Genomic DNA, 19,065 nt, shown 5'->3' with positions numbered 1-19,065 from the left:
ATCATAGAATCCACTACTGATAAAAAAAAGAATTACATTTACAGCGTGCCGCTGCTCGTAAAGCAATCAGGGCCACTACTATTCTTCGTAACGAACATCATAATGACTGGCCAGCAACATTACAGGAGCATTGTATAAAGTTTGGGACTCGATATCCTGCTTTAACAAAAGATATAGAGTATTTACTCGCAAACAGTCTCGCTCCTGAAGGCGACTAAGAAGAGATGATTGGAGTTATTAAGCCATGACAAATGATAGATGAATTCTTTCAAAAAGAGCATATAGACACTAGCAATTAAAATTACCTAAGTGTAACTAGCTAGGCTGATATATTGGAGAGTCGAACTTTTTAAACACTAAAACCCACTCATTGAGTGGGTTTTACAGTGCTAACCATTTTGCCTGAGGTGGTCTTGGAACTCTTGGTCGTGTATTTTGTCGTAATTAACAGGGTCGTAAACGCATCCAGTTAAAATAACAATTACAGTAAGTACAGCAACCAACTTTTTCATTGAGACAGCCTTTCTTTTAACGCAAAAGATTTGCTTTAAGTATACTCCTACGCGGTCATTTTTATTGGACATAATTAAGTCAAACAATTGTTATTTTTAAATTATTGCCGTGCTTTAGCATATGAATTGGTTTTTTAACAAAATCAAATCAAGGATTAATACAAAACTTAAGCTTCTGTCGCTAAATACCAATTTTTCCAAGAACTGGTTCCTCTAGTTTCAAGAGGCACTGTTGGAATTAATTTCTCTTTTAATACTTCAGTTTGTTCAAGGGCTTTAGCAAGCCTTGCTTTGACTGAATGAATGCATTCACGGTCACCAAATTCGCAGCGGTCTAAAGTTGTTCCGCCACAAGGGCCGTTAGCTAAACCTTTTGGACAGGTTTCAGGGCAAATATATAAAGTATCGCTTAGGCGACACTGACCACAGCTTTCACAACCAACTAAGCTATGTTTACTCAGCACTTCTGTTTTAATTAATACTTTGGCGACCAAAGCATTTTCCCAAAATGAAGCTTTAAAAATAAACCGTCCGACACCTTTTGCAATTTTTGATCCAAACATTGCTTCATGCATAACATGCAGTTGGCGATATTTAATCATTTGTTTAGAAGTAGGCTGACGTGAAAAACGAGCAATTTCAGGTGAAAACTCTTTGCCTGTAGTGACTTGCCAAAGTGAATTCCAAAGCTCTTCTAAAACTTTAAGCTCCAGATGTCTGTATTGCTCAATGTAGCTTTCAAGCACCATTTGCTCTTCTGGCTTATGGCAGGCCGACAAGTGAATTCCTGCAAACCCTAAATGTTTACATATCAAAATCTGTAAAGCGCAGCGCAAATAAACGCGGTCTGTATGTCCTGCCTGTTTTTCTTCTGCCAAAACCTTTAGCATGTGCGGGGTGATCACAATACCGGCAACTTTATGCTTCACCATAAAATTAGCACGGCCCAAAGTTAGAGGCATGACACAAGCTAGTATTTGCTGTGAATAATGATGTTTTGTTAAAAATGATTTGGCTTGTTTTAAGGCTTCAATGTCATAGCCCAATTGGGTAATGATAAAGTCAGCGCCTGCTTTAATTTTCTTATGCAGTTTTAAGTACTGTGCATCGCGCTCAGCTTCAACATATTTAAATGGGTTAAAAGCAACGCCAATACGAAAACCACCATGTTGCTTAGCTGCCATTACGGCATTTACCGACTCTAGGTAACGACTACGAGGCTGCCCATCTCGACCATTATGGTGTTCTTTAAGTTTATCGCCTGTAAGCAATAACAAGTTTTGAATATTGGCTGCTTGAGCTTGTTCTAAAAAGTGTTCAAAGTCTTGGATGTCTCGGGCCTTACCTGAAAAGTGTAAGACTTTATCGATTGATTCAGGGTAACTTTTGCTTGCATCAAGTGGCGCGATATCATGATCTGAATGTACACGATCTGCCAATGTCATTGCTGCTGGATATCCTGCAAACTCATGTTTCACAGGGTAAATTTCATGCAGTGAAGTGAGATATTCCACCAACACAAAAAACTGATTTTGTTGGAAACAGGGAGAAACGTGTGACATAGGCAAAGTGCTGATCAAAACATGACATCAATCATAAGCGCGTCATTATAAATCAAAGCGCATCAATATGCGCTAGTCAGAAAGCTCATTGTTTTGCTTATCTTCACCCTCTTTATTTCTGGGTAATTCGAGAGAGCGAGGAAAGATAAAATCAAAAGAATCTAGTGCATAGCGGTAGAGCTGAGCTGGTCGTTTCCCTACAATTTTACTGTGGTTGGTTTCTTCAACTGCGCCAGCTTCTATCATACGGCGTCTAAACGCTTTTTTTTCTAAGGATTGCCCAAGAATAATTTCATAAATGGTTTGTAGCTCGGTCAGCGTAAATAATTCAGGCATAAGACTAGCTGGCAATGCGGTATAGCGGGTTTTATTGGTTAAACGCTCTAATGCCAAAGTCAGTAATTCGCTGTGATCAAACGCCAATGCGAACTCTTGTGCTTTTGCTACAGGTACCCATTCGCTGTATTCAGCCAACGCTTGTTGTTGATAGGCATTGAAATCAATTAAAGCAAAATACAAAATGGTCACGGCCCAACCACGCGGGTCACGTTTTGCATTGCCCACAGAAGCAACTTGTTCCAAATAAGGCGAAGCGATTCCTGTTTTTTCGGCCAACTTACGATAGGCTGTGGCCATCAAATCTTGATCATGCTTTAAATCGGCAAAACCACCTGGTAAAGCCCATTGGTCTTTGGCTGGAAAGTTGGGTCGCTTAATGAGTAATACCTGCAACTGACCATTAAATACCGAGAAAATAGCCATATCGACTGTGAGTAAAGGTGCGTCATAATCTCGGCGATCATAACTGGCAAGGAATTCTTGTTCAGTTTGAATAGTCACGTTCAGCCTCTCAATAAAAATGATGAGCCGATACTCATGTAACGACTCATCTAAACTCAGTTATGCGATGGATAAACGCTCACGAATTTGATCCAAAGTACACTCATATTGAAGTTTACCATTTTCAAAGACGATTTTTAGTGCTCCGCCTTGTTCTTGTTCGGCTGTTTGCTCATCAAACAAGGTAAAACCATTTTCACTTTCTTCGATGCGTAAAAGACCTTTCGCAGATTTTTTCACACCTGAGTCAGTAATCGGGTCTTTAAACAGCTCTCGTCCTACCCCATTTACTTGCCCCCAAGTTGCTTTCACAGCAAACCCAAAAGTATCGCGAGTTAAATAGTTATAGGTAAAACTGCCGATCCCAAACACCAAGTTGTTTGATGCAAAACCTTTGGCTTCTAATCCTTCTAAAATGCGCTGTGCGCGGTCTAAAGTAATTGAGTCGCCATAAATTAAACCAACACGTTCATTAAGCACTTTATAGCCTTGGTCTGTGGTTGTACCGCCAAACACTTCCCATAAACATTCAACCGCACCTTTGTAGGCTGGGCTGCCGACTTCAGCATTTGGGTCACCACAAATAATTTTAACTGGGTCACCAGAATCAGGACGGAAAACTAATTTAGCCAAGCCTAAAGCATTCGGTTGTCTTGCCAGAATTTCAGGTTTTAAAGCCACCGTAAACTCGGTAATCACTCGCCAAAAATCCCAAGTATCAGACACAATACTGACAACACCAGACGGATAAAGCTCACAGATTAAACGCTTAAAGGTTTCTAGCTCACTGTTTTCTGTACCCATACACATCACACTGTGTTCGGTTGCTGGTACAGATACACCAATCACACCTGTTGCATTGTAATATTCTTCCGCGTAGTCAATTGAAGCAACCGAATCTGTTCCAATAAAACTGGTTAAGTGGCCTACACCAGATTGCGCCGCATCATAAATTCCGCTCATACCACGGCTACTAAAATCGTGTCCTTGCACAGGTACAAAATCAAGCGGTGCGCCAGTTTTTACAGCATATTGAGTTAATAAGCGTTTGTACTCATAGGCAATTGTAGCGGTTGTACAGCTTTTCCAAAGCTCAGCACTTAACACAGTTTCAATATAGTTTGTTAGCCAAAAGAAACGCGGGTCGGTATTAATTACGGTAAGCACGGGTACACGCATATTGACGCGGCTACCTTCCGGTAAAGCTTTAATGCGTAATGGTAAATAGCCCAAGTCGTGTAATGCTTCAATGTGATCGACCGGTACAGCACCTTCACCTAATGAACTATCCATACGGCGTTTATAGGTAGCCACCACTTTGTCTTTAGGTTGTTTGAAAAAGCCTTCATTCCATGTATCGATTAAAAAGTGTTTGATAAAACCCTGAAGCCCAAAGAACACAACTTTATCGTCAAAGTCAGGCAACATTTTAGCGAGTCGAGATGAACGTGGCGTAAAGTTGGCGTACACGTACTCTGTACCTGCTGGATATTGACGTCTGTGATCAGCTTTATAAAAATCGATAGCGTTTAATGGATTCAATTTAATAGTCATCTTTGTTCTCTTTATTTTGCTGCAAAAGCAATTACTGAAATTTTGTCTGTTGCTTGTTGTGGAAAGCTGTCCGAGGTAAATAGCTGGTCAAGCAGCCCATCAAAAACCTCTATTCCTTTACTGAAAATACCGTGGGTCACATATAAAACGACCTTATGGCAATTGAGGCGACGAAGCTCTTTGGCAATACCAATAAAGGTTGCACCGCCATCACAAATATCATCGGTAATGACCGCTGTTAGACCCGATAAATCAGTCGCATGTACATGCGTACCTAAAATTTTGCCAGTCACTGGATCACGTTTTTTATCACATTGAACGATAGTGATTGGTTGTTTGCGCTCGCCATTAAAAGCGTCTGCAACCATTTGTGTGCGTGCTTTTGCGCCTTTGTCTGGGCAAATCAGTACTGTTTTTTCATCTTTTAACAATGTGCTCAGCGCTTCACTCTTTGCGATGATGTCAACTGAACTGACATTTACAACTTCGTTAAAAGAAGTATTGGCGGCGAGCAAGGCTGTTGTTACTTCACTATGGCAGTCCCAAACAGTTACCTTTCCTTGTTTGCCCGCTTTCTTGTCTGCATTGATGTTAAGTAACTTGGTCATCACATCGAGTGAGAATGCTTGGCCTACTGCACAAATACGATCCTGACGTGCATATGGAAAATACGGAATTTCTAGGTCAACGGTTAGACCCTGATTCAGCAATATATTTTCAAGTAACAAATAGTCCATCACATCGTGACTTGAGGTCATTTTGGCGCGAACCAATACCTTGCCAGATAGTGAACCCAACGTTGTCTCATCAATTTGAACATGACGCTCTCCACCAGAAAACTGCGTGAATTTCACTGAAATTTCATTTCTTGCCGCATCTAAAAGCTGGATAGCCATATCATCCTCTTTTTGTCTGATGACCTTCGATGTATATATAGTGTCATAAAGCCACTATATATTTCAAGTCTATTTTTCAAACTTTTTTCAAAGCCACTTAATACATAAAATTTGCAGTTTTAGAGCATTTAGAGATTTGTTATTTAAGAAAAATTATTCTTCAAACAATTGAAATTAAAAATTAATTTACTAAAAGCATGACGAGTAGAACTATTATTAAAAGTAGCGGATACAACTTTGCACGCCATAAATCAGGTAGTTTTGAAATAAATTTTTCTGAAAAATATAGCCCAATCCATGTTCCAGCAACCAAGAATAAAGCAGCTTCAAACCAGATTAGACCGATAAATCCGTTAAGTGCCCATGTAGATTGCCAAAGTGACAATACACAATAGGTCAGCGTTGCAGTTAAAGACAAAGGTAAGGTGAGAATGTTTGCAATAGCCGCGGCCTCTGCCATAGAACTACCCCGACGCCGTAATAACGGAACCGTCATTACACTGCCACCCACACCTAAAAGCGCGGCAACCCAACCAATTATTCCGCCTTTAATGAGTTCGCTGTTTTCACCATAGTTTTGCTTTTGCTTTGATATCACCATAAACCCAGGTCGGTAATAACAATCAGTAATGGTTATGAACACATAACCCATAAATATCCAGCGAAGCCAGCTGCCATTAAACAATGAGGCCATTACCGCACCGACTATTCCGCCAAATGCGATACCACCCCATAAAAAGCGGATTTTTTGCCAATCTATATGTCCAGACCGATGGTGTCGAAAGGTTGCAAAACTTGCCGAGCAGAGCATGACAAAAGCTGATGTGGCAACTGCAATTTGCATCGCATGTATGCCGACACTGCTTTCATTGCCCCACTTTTGAATAATGACTGTATAAAGCAAAGGCACAGCAACAAAACCTCCGCCAAAACCAAATAACCAAGTGGTTATGCCTGACAGTAGTCCAAATAAAAATAGCTCATATAGCATCGTTATCTTCCTCACGTTTATAGAGGCATGATATAAAATAGCTCTATGGCAAACTGACGTAGAAAAGCCATCTTTTTATTTATTTCAGCCAAAAAATATGCGTAATATTCCAATTAACGATGTAGACCATCTACCGCAAGCGGTTCTAGCGTTAGGATCAGATTATCCTGCTGATACTTTGTTAGATACGCATAGCCATCGCCGTGCTCAGTTCTTATATGCACCCGAAGGTCTCATGAAAGTTGAAACTGAAGATGGTCAATGGCTCGTGTTGCCCTACAGCGGTGTATGGATACCCGCAGACAAACCACATCAGGTATGGCTATCTAAAGTCAGTACTTATAGTTTGTACATAGAAGCAGACCATGCACCAAGACAGGCAACATATTGCGAGGTTATACAAGTCTCGCCTTTGCTACATCAACTGCTCATTCAGGCAAATCAGCTACCTATTGACTACCAACATTCAGGCCGTGACGGCGCTCTTATCGATTTATTGTTATATGAGTTAGAAGTTGCACCAGCCCTACCTCTGTTTATTCCTCTGCCTCACAACACATTACTATCTAAACAATGCGCTGAGTTTATGCAGCATCCCGATATTCATAGTAGCCCTAAAGATTGGGCACATGACCATAATAAAAGTGAGCGGACTTTTCACCGCTGGTTTAAGTCAGAAACTGGCATGTCCTTTCAGGCTTGGCGTAATCGAGTCTGCATCATCTATGCTTTAAATGCCTTAAAAGAAAATATCTCAATTACAGAAATTGCCTTTTGTTTGGGCTATGAACACTCGGCAGCTTTTACCGCAATGTTCAGTAAAATTATGGGTTATTCGCCTACCCATTTTCAAAAAAGATTTCATGCACATGATAAAGCACTATAAAGATTTACTCATGTGAATGGTGTCATACGTATCAATCCATTCTCTTTTAATAACATCAAAACCTTGTAGACGCCAAAAGTCTTCAGCCGCAGGTAAAAATGGATGGGTATGCAAATACAAAGTGGTAATTTCATTCTTTTGTGCATGGCTAAACAACATTTTACATAGCATGGTTGCGATGCCATTACGGCGGTATTCAGGTAGTACAAATAATTTAACGACCTCAACCGTATTAAGCGGTAAATTTAAATCAAAACGATGGTCATACGCCCGATATGCAATGGTGCCAATAATGCGGTTTTGGTCTTTTACGGTAATGAAACAGCCCAATAGGTCTTTAACATAGGACTGCTCAAAATTTTGTAAATCTTTGGGGACTTGCCCATGATAAATTTCTGGGAATAACAACTGTCTTGTATAAAGTGCAAACTCTACTGCTGACTCATAATCAGTTTTGCCCACTAGCTGATAATTCAACATATTCATAGCCAAGAATGATCAGGTATCACAATCGTTTTGTCTTGAATCATGGCTTCATGGAACTCAACATCGTAGACACTTTTTAAAAACTTAGGATCGGTGATTCGAGTTTTTGACTCAGGCTTAACCACTTCGTGTTGTCTCATGAAAAACAGATGATCTGCAAATAAAAAAGCTAAATTAGGATCATGCATAATCGCAATCACCGTAAAATTTTGCCGCGACAATTGACGCAATTTTTTCATTAAGTAAGATTGATAATAAACATCGAGATGATTGGTTGGCTCATCAAGCAAAATGACTTTTGGTGCTTGTACTAAAATGCGGGCAATCATAACCAATTGCCTTTCACCTCCCGATAGCTCGGTATAAGGACGTTCACGCAAATGCTCGATGTCTAAATCAAGTAAAGCTTGATCTACACGTTCCCAGTCTGATTTTGAAGGTCTATATCTGCTAAAAGCAGAACGCCCCGTAATCACTACATCTTTAACCAAAAATGGAAATACGGTTTTATGAAACTGCGGTAAAAAGCCGAGTAGTGCTGCCCGATCTTTTCCTTTAAAGTCTGATAGTGGCTTTCCTGAGTAACGAATCAACCCATCTTTTACGGGTTCGAGGCCCGCCATCAATTTAAAAAGTGTCGATTTTCCACAACCATTACGCCCTAAAATCACTGAAAACTGATTTTCAGGAAATTCCAGATGAATATTTTTAAGTACCTGTTTGTGCCCATAGGCATAATTTAACTGATCAATTTGAATCATGCCCAATGAGTCCTCTGTGTTTTCATTAATAATAAGAAAAATGGCGCGCCAAGTAACATGGTAAAAATACCAATCGGTATTTCAAACGTCAGTAAAACCCGAGAAAAGTTATCAATCAACAGTAGAAAACTACCGCCCAAAATCATATTGGCAGGAATACTGTAGCGGTGGTCTGGTCCCACCAACATTCTCACAATATGCGGCATAAACAGCCCATATAGACTAATAATGCCCGCCGCTGCCACAGAAGTTGACGTACATACAGTCACCAAAACAATTAAAAGAAGCTGTTCCCAGCGTGGGTTAACACCAACCGCCTGCGCTTCTTCAGCACCGAGTGCCATTAAGTTTAGGCGCCAACGCATCGCGAATAATCCAGCAAGACCAATACAAATCGGTAGCACAGCGTATTGAACCTTTTGCCAAGAAGCCTGATGTAAGTTGCCCATCGTCCATTGCACAATGGCTTGCAGTTTAAACGGATCACTTAAGTATTGAATGACTGTAAGTCCTGCTAAAAATAACCCTGAAACAATCATGCCTGATAAAATTACCATGACTAAAGATGTCTGGCTTTCATGTTTTTGATGTGCAAATAAATACGTTAAGCCAACGGCGCACACACCAAAAATAAAGGCTGATAGATTTGGCGAAAGCCAACTTAAAGAAAGTGCTAAAGCTGCACCAAACGCCGCACCAGAAGAAATACCAAGTACATACGAGTCAACTAAAGGATTACGAAACAATGCCTGTAAACCATTTCCCGCAGTTGCTAACGCGGCCCCCACCATAAAAGTCAGTAAAATTCTGGGTAATCTGACATTGACCAAAATGTTTTGCATCAGCCTAAATTGCTCAGCATCAAAATATGGTGTACCAAAGACTGCTTGCACACCCCACCGCAAATAATCCCATGCACTCAACGTTTGAGTTGGGCCAACGAGCAATGAGATAAAAATCATGACCACAGGTAACGGGTAAAACCAATAATATTTCAGCTTTTCCATATTCATTGCACCAACGCTTTGGCAAGTTCCTCACCATACAACTTAGTTAAAATACGCTGTTGTAAAGCACTTACAGATAAATCGGACTGTTCAGGATAAATACTATGATTCAAATAAATCGCCGTAATAATGATTTTGATGGTATGTGGGTTATATATAAATGCAGGGCTCAAATTAAAAACCTTTCGATTTTGTACGGCACTTAAGCCTTGTAATTCTTTTCGTTCATAAATCAGTTTTGGGTTTGTATTCCAAAGCACAATATTGTCAGGGTTCCATTCAATGAGGGTCTCAGGGTTTACATTGGGCTGGTTAGCATCGGTCTGAACAATGTTGTAAGCACCCGCCAGTTCAATAAAGTCATTGGTAATCGACTGACGTCCAGAGGTAGAAAAAATACGTCCCCCTGACCACGCATAATAAATCGATTGTTTATTTGGCTGACGTGCAGTTTTTGCTGCAACCTCCGCCACAATTTCATCAGAGAAATTTAAAATTTCCTGAGCACGTTTTTGGGCACCGCTCAGAACAGCAATTTCAGATAACTCTTCTTTTACTTGCTGGTAAGTACCGGACTCCATGACATATACAGCAATGCCAAACTGCCGCAACAGGTCAATCGTTTGAGTTTGTCCGCTCCCCAAAATCACCAGATCTGGTTTTAACAGCACGAGACTTTCAATATTGGTGGCATTTGCCCCTTGCGAAGGTGTCGCAAGCTGTTTATTGGCAATACGTTGATCTATTTTTGAGTAGGCATTAAATAATAAAGGTTGGATGTATACTTCGGCTGGTATACCAATCACTTTGTGACCTTGCCCTAGCATATATAAGCCATCTAAACCCGACTCAAATAGAGAAACTATTCTTTGCACTGGTTTGGCTACACACACTTTTGTATTTGTACTATCAAAAACACATATCGAATGGGCTACCAAGTTTTCTTTAGTTTTTCTACTTTGTTCAGATGAAGAGCATCCACATAGAATGAGTAAAGTGAGTATTGAAACCAATGACTTCATTACAGCATCCAACGCACAAATACAGTGCAAAATAAAAAGACGTGTCTATTTGGTGCATTTTTCATATGAAAAAGACACCATAAGAGAGCAAGACGGTTTGAATCATCATTTATAAGTTAGTAAATCAAATGTTGTACTAAAGATAAGAGTAATTAAGCAATAAAAATGCCAAAATTACAAAATAAACTTAATAATCATGCAATTGTAATTTGTATTTTAAAACTCAAAATATAGATAGCCCTATACAAAACCTTTAGAGCATGCATGCTAACCATTCAAATAAAATAATTTTTTCAATATTTAATTCGAATAAAAAATTTTCATATCCAACATTTTATTTAATAATGAGACTTTAAACCCATAAATTTAAAAAAACAAAACACATTAAGCAAAAATATAATTATTTTTATTTTAAAAATCTTTTAATTAATAATAAAAATACATTAAAAACAATATACTAAATAATTAAGTTTTTCTAAAAAATTACAAGACTTAAAATTAAATTTTCTCATTATTAATATTAAATATAAACCTTTAATAAAAACTTCTTTATATGCTAGATTAGATTAAGATTTACCCAAACCAAGGGTAAATTCATACATTACAAATAATCAAATATAAGAATATTAAACATGACAAGGATTTAAAATCATGAAGAGAAATTATTATATTTTAGGAACTCTATTGTGTGGTATGAGCTTAACAACTCATGCTGACTCACTACGAATAAGTGCCACGGAGTTTGCAAAAGATCCAGCCAAAGTAAGCGCCTTACAAAAGGGTCTGGAAAAAATGCGGGCAAATAATAATGCTCCCCCCTTATCACCCGAATTTCGTACAAGCTTTAATTACTGGGCCAATACACATGGCTATTTTGGTACAGGTACACATGCAACAGACAAAGATTATTATGTTAATCAATACCGTATGCCCCAGTGCTTACAGATATATAGTAAAGCAGTATGTGACAGTTACTATAAACATATTCAAAATTCACCAGTCCCAAATGATGGCTTTACCGATGAAGTTTGGGGTACATGCCAACATGGCAATCTAAACTTCTTACCGTGGCACCGTATAATGCTTTATTTTTACGAGCGAACAGTACGTAAATATGTGGGGCAAAATTACTCCCTTCCTTATTGGGACTATTACCAAGAAAAAGCTGCTAATGGTCAAGGCTTAGCACTGCCTAAATTGGTCCGCGGTAAACAGGCTGGTACTTTATATGATCAGTTCCGTACCCCGGGTTTAAATACAAATATCAGCGCCATAGATCCAGATAATGCCAGCGCTGCTCAAGCCTTTAAATGGGATAACTTCAAAGATTTCTCTAACCAATTACAGTCTCAACCCCATGGTGTAATGCACTGTGCAGTAGGTAAAAACTGTGTGCTACCAGATATGGGATTTGTACCTATTGCAGGCTTAGACCCCGTATTTTATATGCACCATGCAAATATAGATCGCTTGTGGCAATGCTGGTTAAATAAAAAAGCAAATGGGCAACCGATTACACTTGAGTGGGCCAAGAAAAATTTAGGTATGCCAGATAGTTGGTATGACACTCGATATACATTTGCAGATGAAAACGGCAACAAAGTCACCATGACCATTGCTGATGTATTCACCCCTGGTAAAATCCCAGTTCGATATACCAATGAAAATGCTTGTAAAGTTCAAGCACCAGTTATGAGTAGTAAAGGTGCTGAAAAAGCAAACCTATTTAAAATGAATCATAAACCAGTCAGCAGTAATAAAACCATTAAACTTATGGGTGTAACCCAAAAAGTAGCCTTAGCCCCTCAAACTGCAAGTTTCTTAGAGAACTCAAGTCAACTTACTCAAACAACGCTTTCATCAGGACAAACCTATTTAATATTAGATAATGTCCAAATGATTGGTAATCCAAATCTAACCTATAAGATTTATCTATCTCCAAAAAATAAACCTGACCAAAAAATTTATGTTGCCACAATTAACTACTTCGGTGTGTTAGATCATGACCACGGCGGGCACCCAGGTCATATTGGTCAATTGGTCTACCAAGTCAGCGATCAGGTTAAGCAATTAGGCATGCCTGCTGAAGACTTAGAAGTTCAGTTTGTTGCTACTGATTTAACGCTTGATCAAGTTAAAGAAAAAGTAAGCTCTCAAGGACTCAGTATTTCTCAGGTTCGCTTAGAAACTTCAAAATAATAATTTAAGGGAGAGGCCTGATTTTTTCAGGCCTATATTCATTATGAAAATAGCTCATTTAATATTGTGCACGCCTCTAACTTTGCTTAGTTGGTCTGCATCAGCAAATGATTCTTCTGAACGTGTATTAGAAGATCCACCCGATATGGCTGTTGCGCGTAATCATGTCGCATTACTTGCTGCACCGAATCCTACAAAATCATTAACAAATGCACCGCAAATGCAATCTTCAAATGAAGCATTGTTTACTTGGGAAGTTAAAAAAACGAGGAACAGACTTTGGAACCCAGCGACAAATCGTTATGACGAAGTCCTTTTACGTAGTTATCAAGGTACAAATACGCAACCCAATACGCCTTATATTGCTCCGAAGATTGAAGTATTTCCCGGAGAAACTGTACGGGCAAATTTAGATAATCAACTTGATATAGATCCGATTACTCACAAAAAATTTCCTAAAGATCCAAGTTGTACTGGCGATCATTTTGATGTGAATAAACCGCATTGTTTTGATGGCACGAACATGCACACTCACGGTTTATGGATTAACCCAGCAGGAAATAGTGATAACGTTTTAATTTCGATTAATCCGGGTGTTAATTTTCAATATGAATACAACATTCCATCCGATCATCCCGCGGGAACATTTTGGTATCACCCACATCGACATGGTTCAACTGCTATTCAAGTTGCAAGTGGCATGGCAGGTGCGTTAATTATTCGCGGATATCGCCAGCCTACCCCAAATAAGTCAGGTGATTTAGATTTACTCACCTATGGTTTCAAAGAAAGAACTCTGGTTTTTCAGCAAATCCAATATGCTTGCTACGATGCTAACGGAAAAATCGAAACCGATCAAAATGGCAACTATATTTGCCAAAACAATCAAATTGGTGAAATTAGAGATTATCAAGGTTTTGGCCCTGGCGATTGGGGAAAATCAGGACGATATACGAGCATCAATGGAGAAGTTCAACCCTTCATCAGTCAAGCGGTTGCAGGACAAGTTGAGCGTTGGCGAATGGTACATGCTGGTGTCCGCGACAGTATCAACCTGAGCGTTCGTCAAATGCAGAATATTCCATCCAAACTCAATTTGACACCAATGGGTGAAAAGAAATTATTAAGTGAAAGTTGTACAGGACCTATTGTAAGTCAACACATCATCGCAGCCGACGGTCTAACCCTCAAACAAGTTATGGACAAAACAGTTACCGTCTTTCAACCAGGTTATCGTTACGACGCATTAATTCAATTCCCTCAAGAAGGTCGTTATTGTTTAATTGATGAAGCGGCGTCAGCTTCGGCTAACGTAGACCGTACATTTTCGCAAAGACGCTTACTGGGTATCATTCAAGTTAATAAAGCCACTTCAACACCTCAGTCTTTAACAACGGCATTAAGCAATAATGCAGCACGCAATATTGCCCCAGATATGCGTCCTGCTGTGCTTCAAGATTTACAACAAAATCTGAAATTTAGTCACTTTGTTCCTCATCAGGACTTACCAGCTACACCGTTTAAACAATTTCTAGAATTTAATATTGATACAAATGCTGATCCAGTTCAGTTTCAGGTGAATGGAAAACCATATCAACCAGATCGAATTGACCGTACGCTCGAGTTAGGCAAAACCGATGAATGGATACTCACCTCTAAATTAGCCAGTCACCCTTTTCATATTCATGTAAACCCATTTCAAGTCGTGGCAGTGTATGACCCTAACGGTAAAGATGTCAGTGATATAAACGCCGTGGATGACTATGACAAAACAGCTGCCCCTGACCCACAATATCGCGGTCTAAAAGGGACATGGAAAGATACTATCTGGGTTAAAAACGTACAAGGAGCCAGTTATAAAGTCATTGTTAGAACCAAGTACGAACGCTACATCGGTGACTTTGTATTGCACTGCCATATTTTAGATCATGAAGATCAAGGCATGATGCAAAATATTCGAATTAGTCTTTCAGATGGGAATGGTGGTATTTCCCAAGGCCATCATTAATTTGGGACTGTATACAATTTTATTCTAATAAAACCGCTTATCCTAAAATAAGCGGTTTTTTAAATATTAATTGATATTTGGATATCATCCGTTCTTTTAGAGAAACACACTATATGAATCAAGATTATTTTAAATAATAAGTTATGCAATTATTAAATATGCTTTGTAAATAAGATCTTAAAGAGCACATAAAAAATATATAATTTACCAAGTAATAAAAACTGTCTAATTAATGGACCCAACCGTATACCTAAGCACTACTCAAATAATTTAATAGCGCTTACAACTCAATCAACATCAAAAGAAATAAGTCGTTATAATCCAGCCCAAAATCTGACAAACATTCTCTTCTGATGCTGACCCAATCATCCTTCTGGCGTAGTCTTTACCGTTTAATTCATATTTATGCTGGTATTTTTATTGCGCCATTTATCTTGTTCGCAGCAGTCACTGGTTTACTCTATGCCATTACGCCTCAAATAGAGCAAGCGATTTATAAAGATGTTCTATATGTTGAGCCACTGAAGCAACCGCCACATATGCTAAGCCAGCAAATTGAAGCCGCAAAGCAAGTCATGCCTAAGTCCGCACAGGTGATTGAAGTTAGACCAGCCCCAAGTGCTGACCAAACAACTCGTGTAATTTTTTCAGATCCTCTACATCATTTTACCAGCGAAGCCGTTTTTATTGATCCTTTTACGCTTCAAGCCAAAGGTCATCTAGCTGTCTATGGTACCAGTGGGGTTCTGCCGTTTCGAACGATGCTCGATCAATTACATAGCAATTTATTACTCGGAAAATGGGGTCGCTTTTATAGCGAACTGGCAGCAAGCTGGTTAGCCATTTGGACTTTAACCGGACTGTATAATTGGTGGAAACGTCGTCAAAATCTTAAAATTAGGCAAACACAAAAAAATAGATTATTGAAATGGCATAGCACGTTGGGTTTAGCGTTATTCCCTCTCCTATTAATAATCGCGATTACGGGGCTTACATGGTCTGAGTGGGCCGGAGATAATATTCGGGTTGCTCGTCAATGGCTTAACTGGCAAACCCCAACATTGGCAACTTCTCTTCAAGAAGATAATTTACCTACAGTGATGCACCATGAACATCACGACATGCCACACAGTGAAAACCTTAATTTAAATATTTTTCCAAGTGAATTTGATAGCGTTCTTTCAATAGCCAGAGCACATGGCATTGACGCGGCACAAATACAAATCAAACCACCTACCAGTGGTAATCAAGCTTGGGAAGTCGCCGAAATTCAGCGTAAATGGCCAACTCAAGCAGACAGTATCGCAATTGATATGGAACACCACAAAGTCATCGATCAACTTGCGTTTAAAGACTACTCGCTGGTGGCAAAGCTTACTCGTTGGGGAGTAGATGCCCATATTGGGATTTTATTTGGCTGGATTAATCAATTAGTTCTCGCACTTTATGCGCTTGCACTTTGTACGATGATTATTTATGCATATAAAGCTGCGTTTAAAAACTCGAACTTAAAGCACATGACAACTCACTTTGTTGGGCAAAGCCTATTAGTTTGGAGTCGTGCAACTGGCTCACAAAAATTATCATTAACATTGGTGAGCCTCGTGTTAGGGCTAAGCCTACCTGTTTTTGGATTTAGTATGTTATTTACGCTATTTATCTTTGCTCTGCGTAAATACATACCTTCTAAATCGTAAACCTTAATAAGGAGCTAGGCTTAAAATTTGCCTAACTCCTTATTCATCAGAAGTTCCAAGTCAAAGATAAAGTTGCCTTCAGCGGCTCTCCGGGTTGCACCCATTCATCTGTATAACTCGAAACGTAATAGTCCTTATCGAACACGTTATCAATATTCAATTGTGCCCGTAAATCAGGACGAACTTGTACATAGCCTCCAATATTCACCACCGTAAATTCCGGTAAACTGGTTCCATTGTCTATGTAGTTAGCACTACGCTTGCCAAAATAGTTGATTGTGCCGACCAAGCCAGCCGCTCTTCCTAATAACTCAAACTGGTAGTCCGTATTTAAGTTTGCCGTATGCTTCGGAATATTTTTAAGACGAGCACCTTTTGTATCAACTTCACTTTCAATCACCGATGCTTTTGTAAAAGTATAATTTGCTCCTACACGAAGATGATCATTAAATTGATGTTTTAATTCGACCTCTAGCCCATGACTCTGTACACGTCCACTGTCGACATAGGTGTCTGTTATACCTTCGGTCAGTAGATGTTGTTTATCTAAATCAAAATAGGTGAGTCCAAACCAGCTTTGTGGTAGATATTCGTATTTTGCTCCAATTTCCCAACTTTGAGTTTTCTCTGGGTCGTAAAGTTGATTCTCTTTATTGAGACCTGTATTTAACTCAAAAGATTTGCCCCAATTGCTATACAAAGCAAGCTTTGTCGTTGGTTGATAATTCACTCCAACGCGTGGACTAAACGGGGTAAATTCCTGTTGAGCCGTTAGGCCTGTCTTGTAATCATCAATTTGTTGATCCAGACGATTAAAACGCCCACCTATTAATACATTCCATTGATTATTCAAGAAAATCTGGTCTTGTAAATTCACTCCCAGCATATTTTGAATTTCTTTCGTATTTTTTGTTGTTCTAGCCAGCGCTAAAATATTTTGACCATATACGGGATGATAAATATTAATCGGGCTTGATGTGCCAACTGCGTTACGAAACTGAATTTGATCGATCGTATAGTGTCCAGCTTCGACATTTGCAACAAGTTCGTGCTTTAGCAATCCTGTATTAAATTTACCCCGAAGAATCGATTGGAACTGAACTGTCTCTGTTTCAAATTGACGGTAGCGCCTAAAACGGTTTGCAGTTTGCCCATCAGCAGCAATGCTCGAAATTTCAGTGGAGGTTCCTGCCCGCTCCCCATGACCATAGCTTAAAGCTGTAGTGTTATTCCAGTTTTCATTAAATTGGTGATTCAATCGTAATTGATACATCTGATCTTTGACGTTAATGTCACCATCCGATGGTTCACCTAAAAAGGTCTTTTTATTGACAACAAACTGCCCATTAACCATCGGAATACCACGGTCAAATACACCCTGATGTTCTGAAAATTCACTATCCAGATTGAGCTGTGTTTGATCCGAGATTTTCCATGTAAGCTGAGGAGCAATAAAGTAATGCTGACTATCGACATGGTCTCTAAAACTCTGGCTATTTTCATAAGCCAGCCCAAGTCTATAAGCCACCGCATCGTTAAATGCACCTGTACTATCTAGAGAAGCCCGATATTCTTCTAATGTGCTACCACTTAAACTCACCTGATTTTTTTGCGTCCACTCGGGTTGTTTCGTTGTAATGTTCATAATGCCACCAATAGCACCTTGCCCATACATAGCCGCCATTGGCCCTTTTAAGAAATCAATTGCCTGAATATTTGCCATATCCCTTGGGGTGTGAATCCCACTTAAAGCGCTCAAACCATTACGCAAATAGCTTGTGCCCATATTGGGATCTGTACTAAAACCACGAAACGAGTAGTTATCCCAAAAACCTCCACCGTAGCTGTCCTGATAAACCACACCATTCACCAGTGACAATGCATCACTCACACGCTGAATATTATTATTTTGGATATCTTGAGCTGACACATGTGACTTGGTAAATGGAACACTCAATAAACCATGTTCAAATTGAGTTAATGCTGTTGAAGAAATAGAGGTCTCTGTAGCATCTTCCGCTTTGATCGTAATTTTTTCTAACACCGCAACCTGTTGATCAGTTTGGCTTTGTGCCATTGCAGACATAGAAAATTGAGCAAACAAGATACTCCACGCCAGTGGATTAAGTAAAAATTTAGACATGACAAACTCTGTTTAGTAATGAAATAGGAACAGATACGGACCTAGTAACAAATTAAGCAAAACAAAGTTGTTGAGGTGGAGCTCGTCCTTGCGGTGAGAGGAATAAGCGCCGTAAATAAAATAATATATAGCTGATTGTTGCCAACATACTTAAGCGAACAATCACACCCACTTCAAATAAAGATAATTTGAAGCCATCAATTGTTGCAATATGGCTATATAGATAACAAAAATGACAACCTGTGTTTGAATCGTGGTGAGTGCTTTTTTCTAGAAGCTTTTTATTAGAATCGTTTTTAAGATGATGAGATGAATGTTGCTCAGAATTCATTTTTGAATGATTCATCACTTCTATAATTTGTACACATACCGCTTGCTGATGCATTTCATTGGGTAATAGGCTTTGCCAGAACACTAAGTTCTGTAGCAATATTGCTAGCAAGCCGATTATGGTCCCAAACCGATACATGAAAAATCATTCTCATCAACGTCGACTGAAAA

Annotated in this window: 16 protein-coding genes; 4 read left to right on the top strand and 12 right to left on the bottom strand. The window is 39.2% G+C overall.

All coding sequences use genetic code 11. From position 1 onward, the window contains the following. Window positions 1-389: 389 nt before the first annotated feature. From FY048_RS05080 to FY048_RS05055, 6 genes are all read right to left on the bottom strand, one after another. Window positions 390-512, bottom strand: a complete 123-nt coding sequence (locus FY048_RS05080) for a hypothetical protein (protein ID WP_446090381.1) — start codon at window positions 510-512, stop codon at window positions 390-392. A gap of 167 nt (window positions 513-679) precedes the next feature. Continuing rightward, complete coding sequence (locus tag FY048_RS05075; RefSeq protein WP_446090380.1) at window positions 680-2,074, bottom strand: methylenetetrahydrofolate reductase C-terminal domain-containing protein; 1,395 nt, start codon at window positions 2,072-2,074, stop codon at window positions 680-682. A gap of 72 nt (window positions 2,075-2,146) precedes the next feature. Next, the gene (ntrR, locus tag FY048_RS05070; protein ID WP_446090379.1) at window positions 2,147-2,914 is read right to left on the bottom strand and encodes an ADPR responsive transcriptional repressor NtrR; all 768 of its coding nucleotides are present in this window, start codon (window positions 2,912-2,914) and stop codon (window positions 2,147-2,149) included. Between the two features lie 60 nt (window positions 2,915-2,974). Further along, entirely contained in the window at window positions 2,975-4,468 is a 1,494-nt protein-coding gene (locus FY048_RS05065; RefSeq protein ID WP_446090378.1) for a nicotinate phosphoribosyltransferase, read from the bottom strand. Window positions 4,469-4,479: 11 nt separating this feature from the next. Further along, entirely contained in the window at window positions 4,480-5,364 is an 885-nt protein-coding gene (locus FY048_RS05060; RefSeq protein ID WP_446090377.1) for a phosphoribosyltransferase family protein, read from the bottom strand. Window positions 5,365-5,545: 181 nt separating this feature from the next. Further along, window positions 5,546-6,355 carry a sulfite exporter TauE/SafE family protein gene (locus FY048_RS05055; protein WP_446090376.1) on the bottom strand — a complete coding sequence of 270 codons (810 nt, stop codon included), beginning with the start codon at window positions 6,353-6,355 and terminating at the stop codon, window positions 5,546-5,548. Between the two features lie 97 nt (window positions 6,356-6,452). On the opposite strand from FY048_RS05055, the gene FY048_RS05050 reads away from it, so the two are divergent. Beyond that, window positions 6,453-7,241, top strand: coding sequence for an AraC family transcriptional regulator (locus FY048_RS05050; protein WP_446090375.1), 789 nt, complete (start codon window positions 6,453-6,455; stop codon window positions 7,239-7,241). Here FY048_RS05050 and FY048_RS05045 read toward each other — a convergent pair. Genes FY048_RS05045 through FY048_RS05030 form a run of 4 tightly spaced genes read right to left on the bottom strand, consistent with a single transcriptional unit; the run spans window position 7,236 to window position 10,517 of the window. After that, window positions 7,236-7,727, bottom strand: coding sequence for a GNAT family N-acetyltransferase (locus FY048_RS05045; RefSeq protein WP_446090374.1), 492 nt, complete (start codon window positions 7,725-7,727; stop codon window positions 7,236-7,238). The genes FY048_RS05050 and FY048_RS05045 overlap by 6 nt on opposite strands. Next, on the bottom strand, window positions 7,724-8,488 hold the full coding sequence (locus tag FY048_RS05040) for an ABC transporter ATP-binding protein (RefSeq protein WP_446090373.1): 765 nt from the start codon (window positions 8,486-8,488) through the stop codon (window positions 7,724-7,726). The genes FY048_RS05045 and FY048_RS05040 overlap by 4 nt, the downstream gene beginning before the upstream one ends. Continuing rightward, window positions 8,485-9,495 (bottom strand): FecCD family ABC transporter permease, encoded by a 1,011-nt coding sequence (locus tag FY048_RS05035; protein WP_446090372.1) that lies wholly within the window; start codon window positions 9,493-9,495, stop codon window positions 8,485-8,487. The genes FY048_RS05040 and FY048_RS05035 overlap by 4 nt, the downstream gene beginning before the upstream one ends. 2 nt (window positions 9,496-9,497) lie before the next feature. Further along, window positions 9,498-10,517 carry an ABC transporter substrate-binding protein gene (locus tag FY048_RS05030; protein ID WP_446090371.1) on the bottom strand — a complete coding sequence of 340 codons (1,020 nt, stop codon included), beginning with the start codon at window positions 10,515-10,517 and terminating at the stop codon, window positions 9,498-9,500. A gap of 651 nt (window positions 10,518-11,168) precedes the next feature. On the opposite strand from FY048_RS05030, the gene FY048_RS05025 reads away from it, so the two are divergent. The 3 genes from FY048_RS05025 (at window position 11,169) to FY048_RS05015 (ending at window position 16,421) form a co-directional block, all read left to right on the top strand. Then, window positions 11,169-12,716: a tyrosinase family protein gene (locus FY048_RS05025; protein WP_446090370.1), complete on the top strand. Its 1,548-nt coding sequence runs from the start codon at window positions 11,169-11,171 to the stop codon at window positions 12,714-12,716. 43 nt (window positions 12,717-12,759) lie between these two features. After that, window positions 12,760-14,724, top strand: a complete 1,965-nt coding sequence (locus FY048_RS05020; RefSeq protein ID WP_446090369.1) for a multicopper oxidase family protein — start codon at window positions 12,760-12,762, stop codon at window positions 14,722-14,724. A 353-nt stretch (window positions 14,725-15,077) separates the two neighbouring features. Beyond that, entirely contained in the window at window positions 15,078-16,421 is a 1,344-nt protein-coding gene (locus FY048_RS05015; protein ID WP_446090368.1) for a PepSY-associated TM helix domain-containing protein, read from the top strand. A gap of 46 nt (window positions 16,422-16,467) precedes the next feature. On the opposite strand, the gene FY048_RS05010 is transcribed toward FY048_RS05015, so the two are convergent. Together FY048_RS05010 and FY048_RS05005 are read right to left on the bottom strand one after the other, a co-directional pair. Further along, entirely contained in the window at window positions 16,468-18,564 is a 2,097-nt protein-coding gene (locus FY048_RS05010) for a TonB-dependent receptor (protein WP_446090367.1), read from the bottom strand. 52 nt (window positions 18,565-18,616) lie between these two features. Next, window positions 18,617-19,033 (bottom strand): DUF2946 domain-containing protein, encoded by a 417-nt coding sequence (locus tag FY048_RS05005; RefSeq protein WP_446090366.1) that lies wholly within the window; start codon window positions 19,031-19,033, stop codon window positions 18,617-18,619. Window positions 19,034-19,065: the final 32 nt, after the last annotated feature.

The organism is Acinetobacter sp. 1124_18A (assembly GCF_052824995.1).
This window is presented reverse-complemented; position numbering and strand designations above follow the sequence as displayed.

Excerpts from the sequence above, each read along its gene's own strand:
- FY048_RS05080 (WP_446090381.1), bottom strand. The coding sequence starts at position 512 with ATGAAAAAGTTGGTTGCTGTACTTACTGTAATTGTTATTTTAACTGGA.
- FY048_RS05075 (WP_446090380.1), bottom strand. The coding sequence starts at position 2,074 with ATGTCACACGTTTCTCCCTGTTTCCAACAAAATCAGTTTTTTGTGTTG.
- FY048_RS05065 (WP_446090378.1), bottom strand. The coding sequence starts at position 4,468 with ATGACTATTAAATTGAATCCATTAAACGCTATCGATTTTTATAAAGCT.
- FY048_RS05060 (WP_446090377.1), bottom strand. The coding sequence starts at position 5,364 with ATGGCTATCCAGCTTTTAGATGCGGCAAGAAATGAAATTTCAGTGAAA.
- FY048_RS05055 (WP_446090376.1), bottom strand. The coding sequence starts at position 6,355 with ATGCTATATGAGCTATTTTTATTTGGACTACTGTCAGGCATAACCACT.
- FY048_RS05050 (WP_446090375.1), top strand. The coding sequence starts at position 6,453 with ATGCGTAATATTCCAATTAACGATGTAGACCATCTACCGCAAGCGGTT.
- FY048_RS05045 (WP_446090374.1), bottom strand. The coding sequence starts at position 7,727 with ATGAATATGTTGAATTATCAGCTAGTGGGCAAAACTGATTATGAGTCA.
- FY048_RS05040 (WP_446090373.1), bottom strand. The coding sequence starts at position 8,488 with ATGATTCAAATTGATCAGTTAAATTATGCCTATGGGCACAAACAGGTA.
- FY048_RS05035 (WP_446090372.1), bottom strand. The coding sequence starts at position 9,495 with ATGGAAAAGCTGAAATATTATTGGTTTTACCCGTTACCTGTGGTCATG.
- FY048_RS05030 (WP_446090371.1), bottom strand. The coding sequence starts at position 10,517 with ATGAAGTCATTGGTTTCAATACTCACTTTACTCATTCTATGTGGATGC.
- FY048_RS05025 (WP_446090370.1), top strand. The coding sequence starts at position 11,169 with ATGAAGAGAAATTATTATATTTTAGGAACTCTATTGTGTGGTATGAGC.
- FY048_RS05020 (WP_446090369.1), top strand. The coding sequence starts at position 12,760 with ATGAAAATAGCTCATTTAATATTGTGCACGCCTCTAACTTTGCTTAGT.
- FY048_RS05015 (WP_446090368.1), top strand. The coding sequence starts at position 15,078 with ATGCTGACCCAATCATCCTTCTGGCGTAGTCTTTACCGTTTAATTCAT.
- FY048_RS05010 (WP_446090367.1), bottom strand. The coding sequence starts at position 18,564 with ATGTCTAAATTTTTACTTAATCCACTGGCGTGGAGTATCTTGTTTGCT.
- FY048_RS05005 (WP_446090366.1), bottom strand. The coding sequence starts at position 19,033 with ATGTATCGGTTTGGGACCATAATCGGCTTGCTAGCAATATTGCTACAG.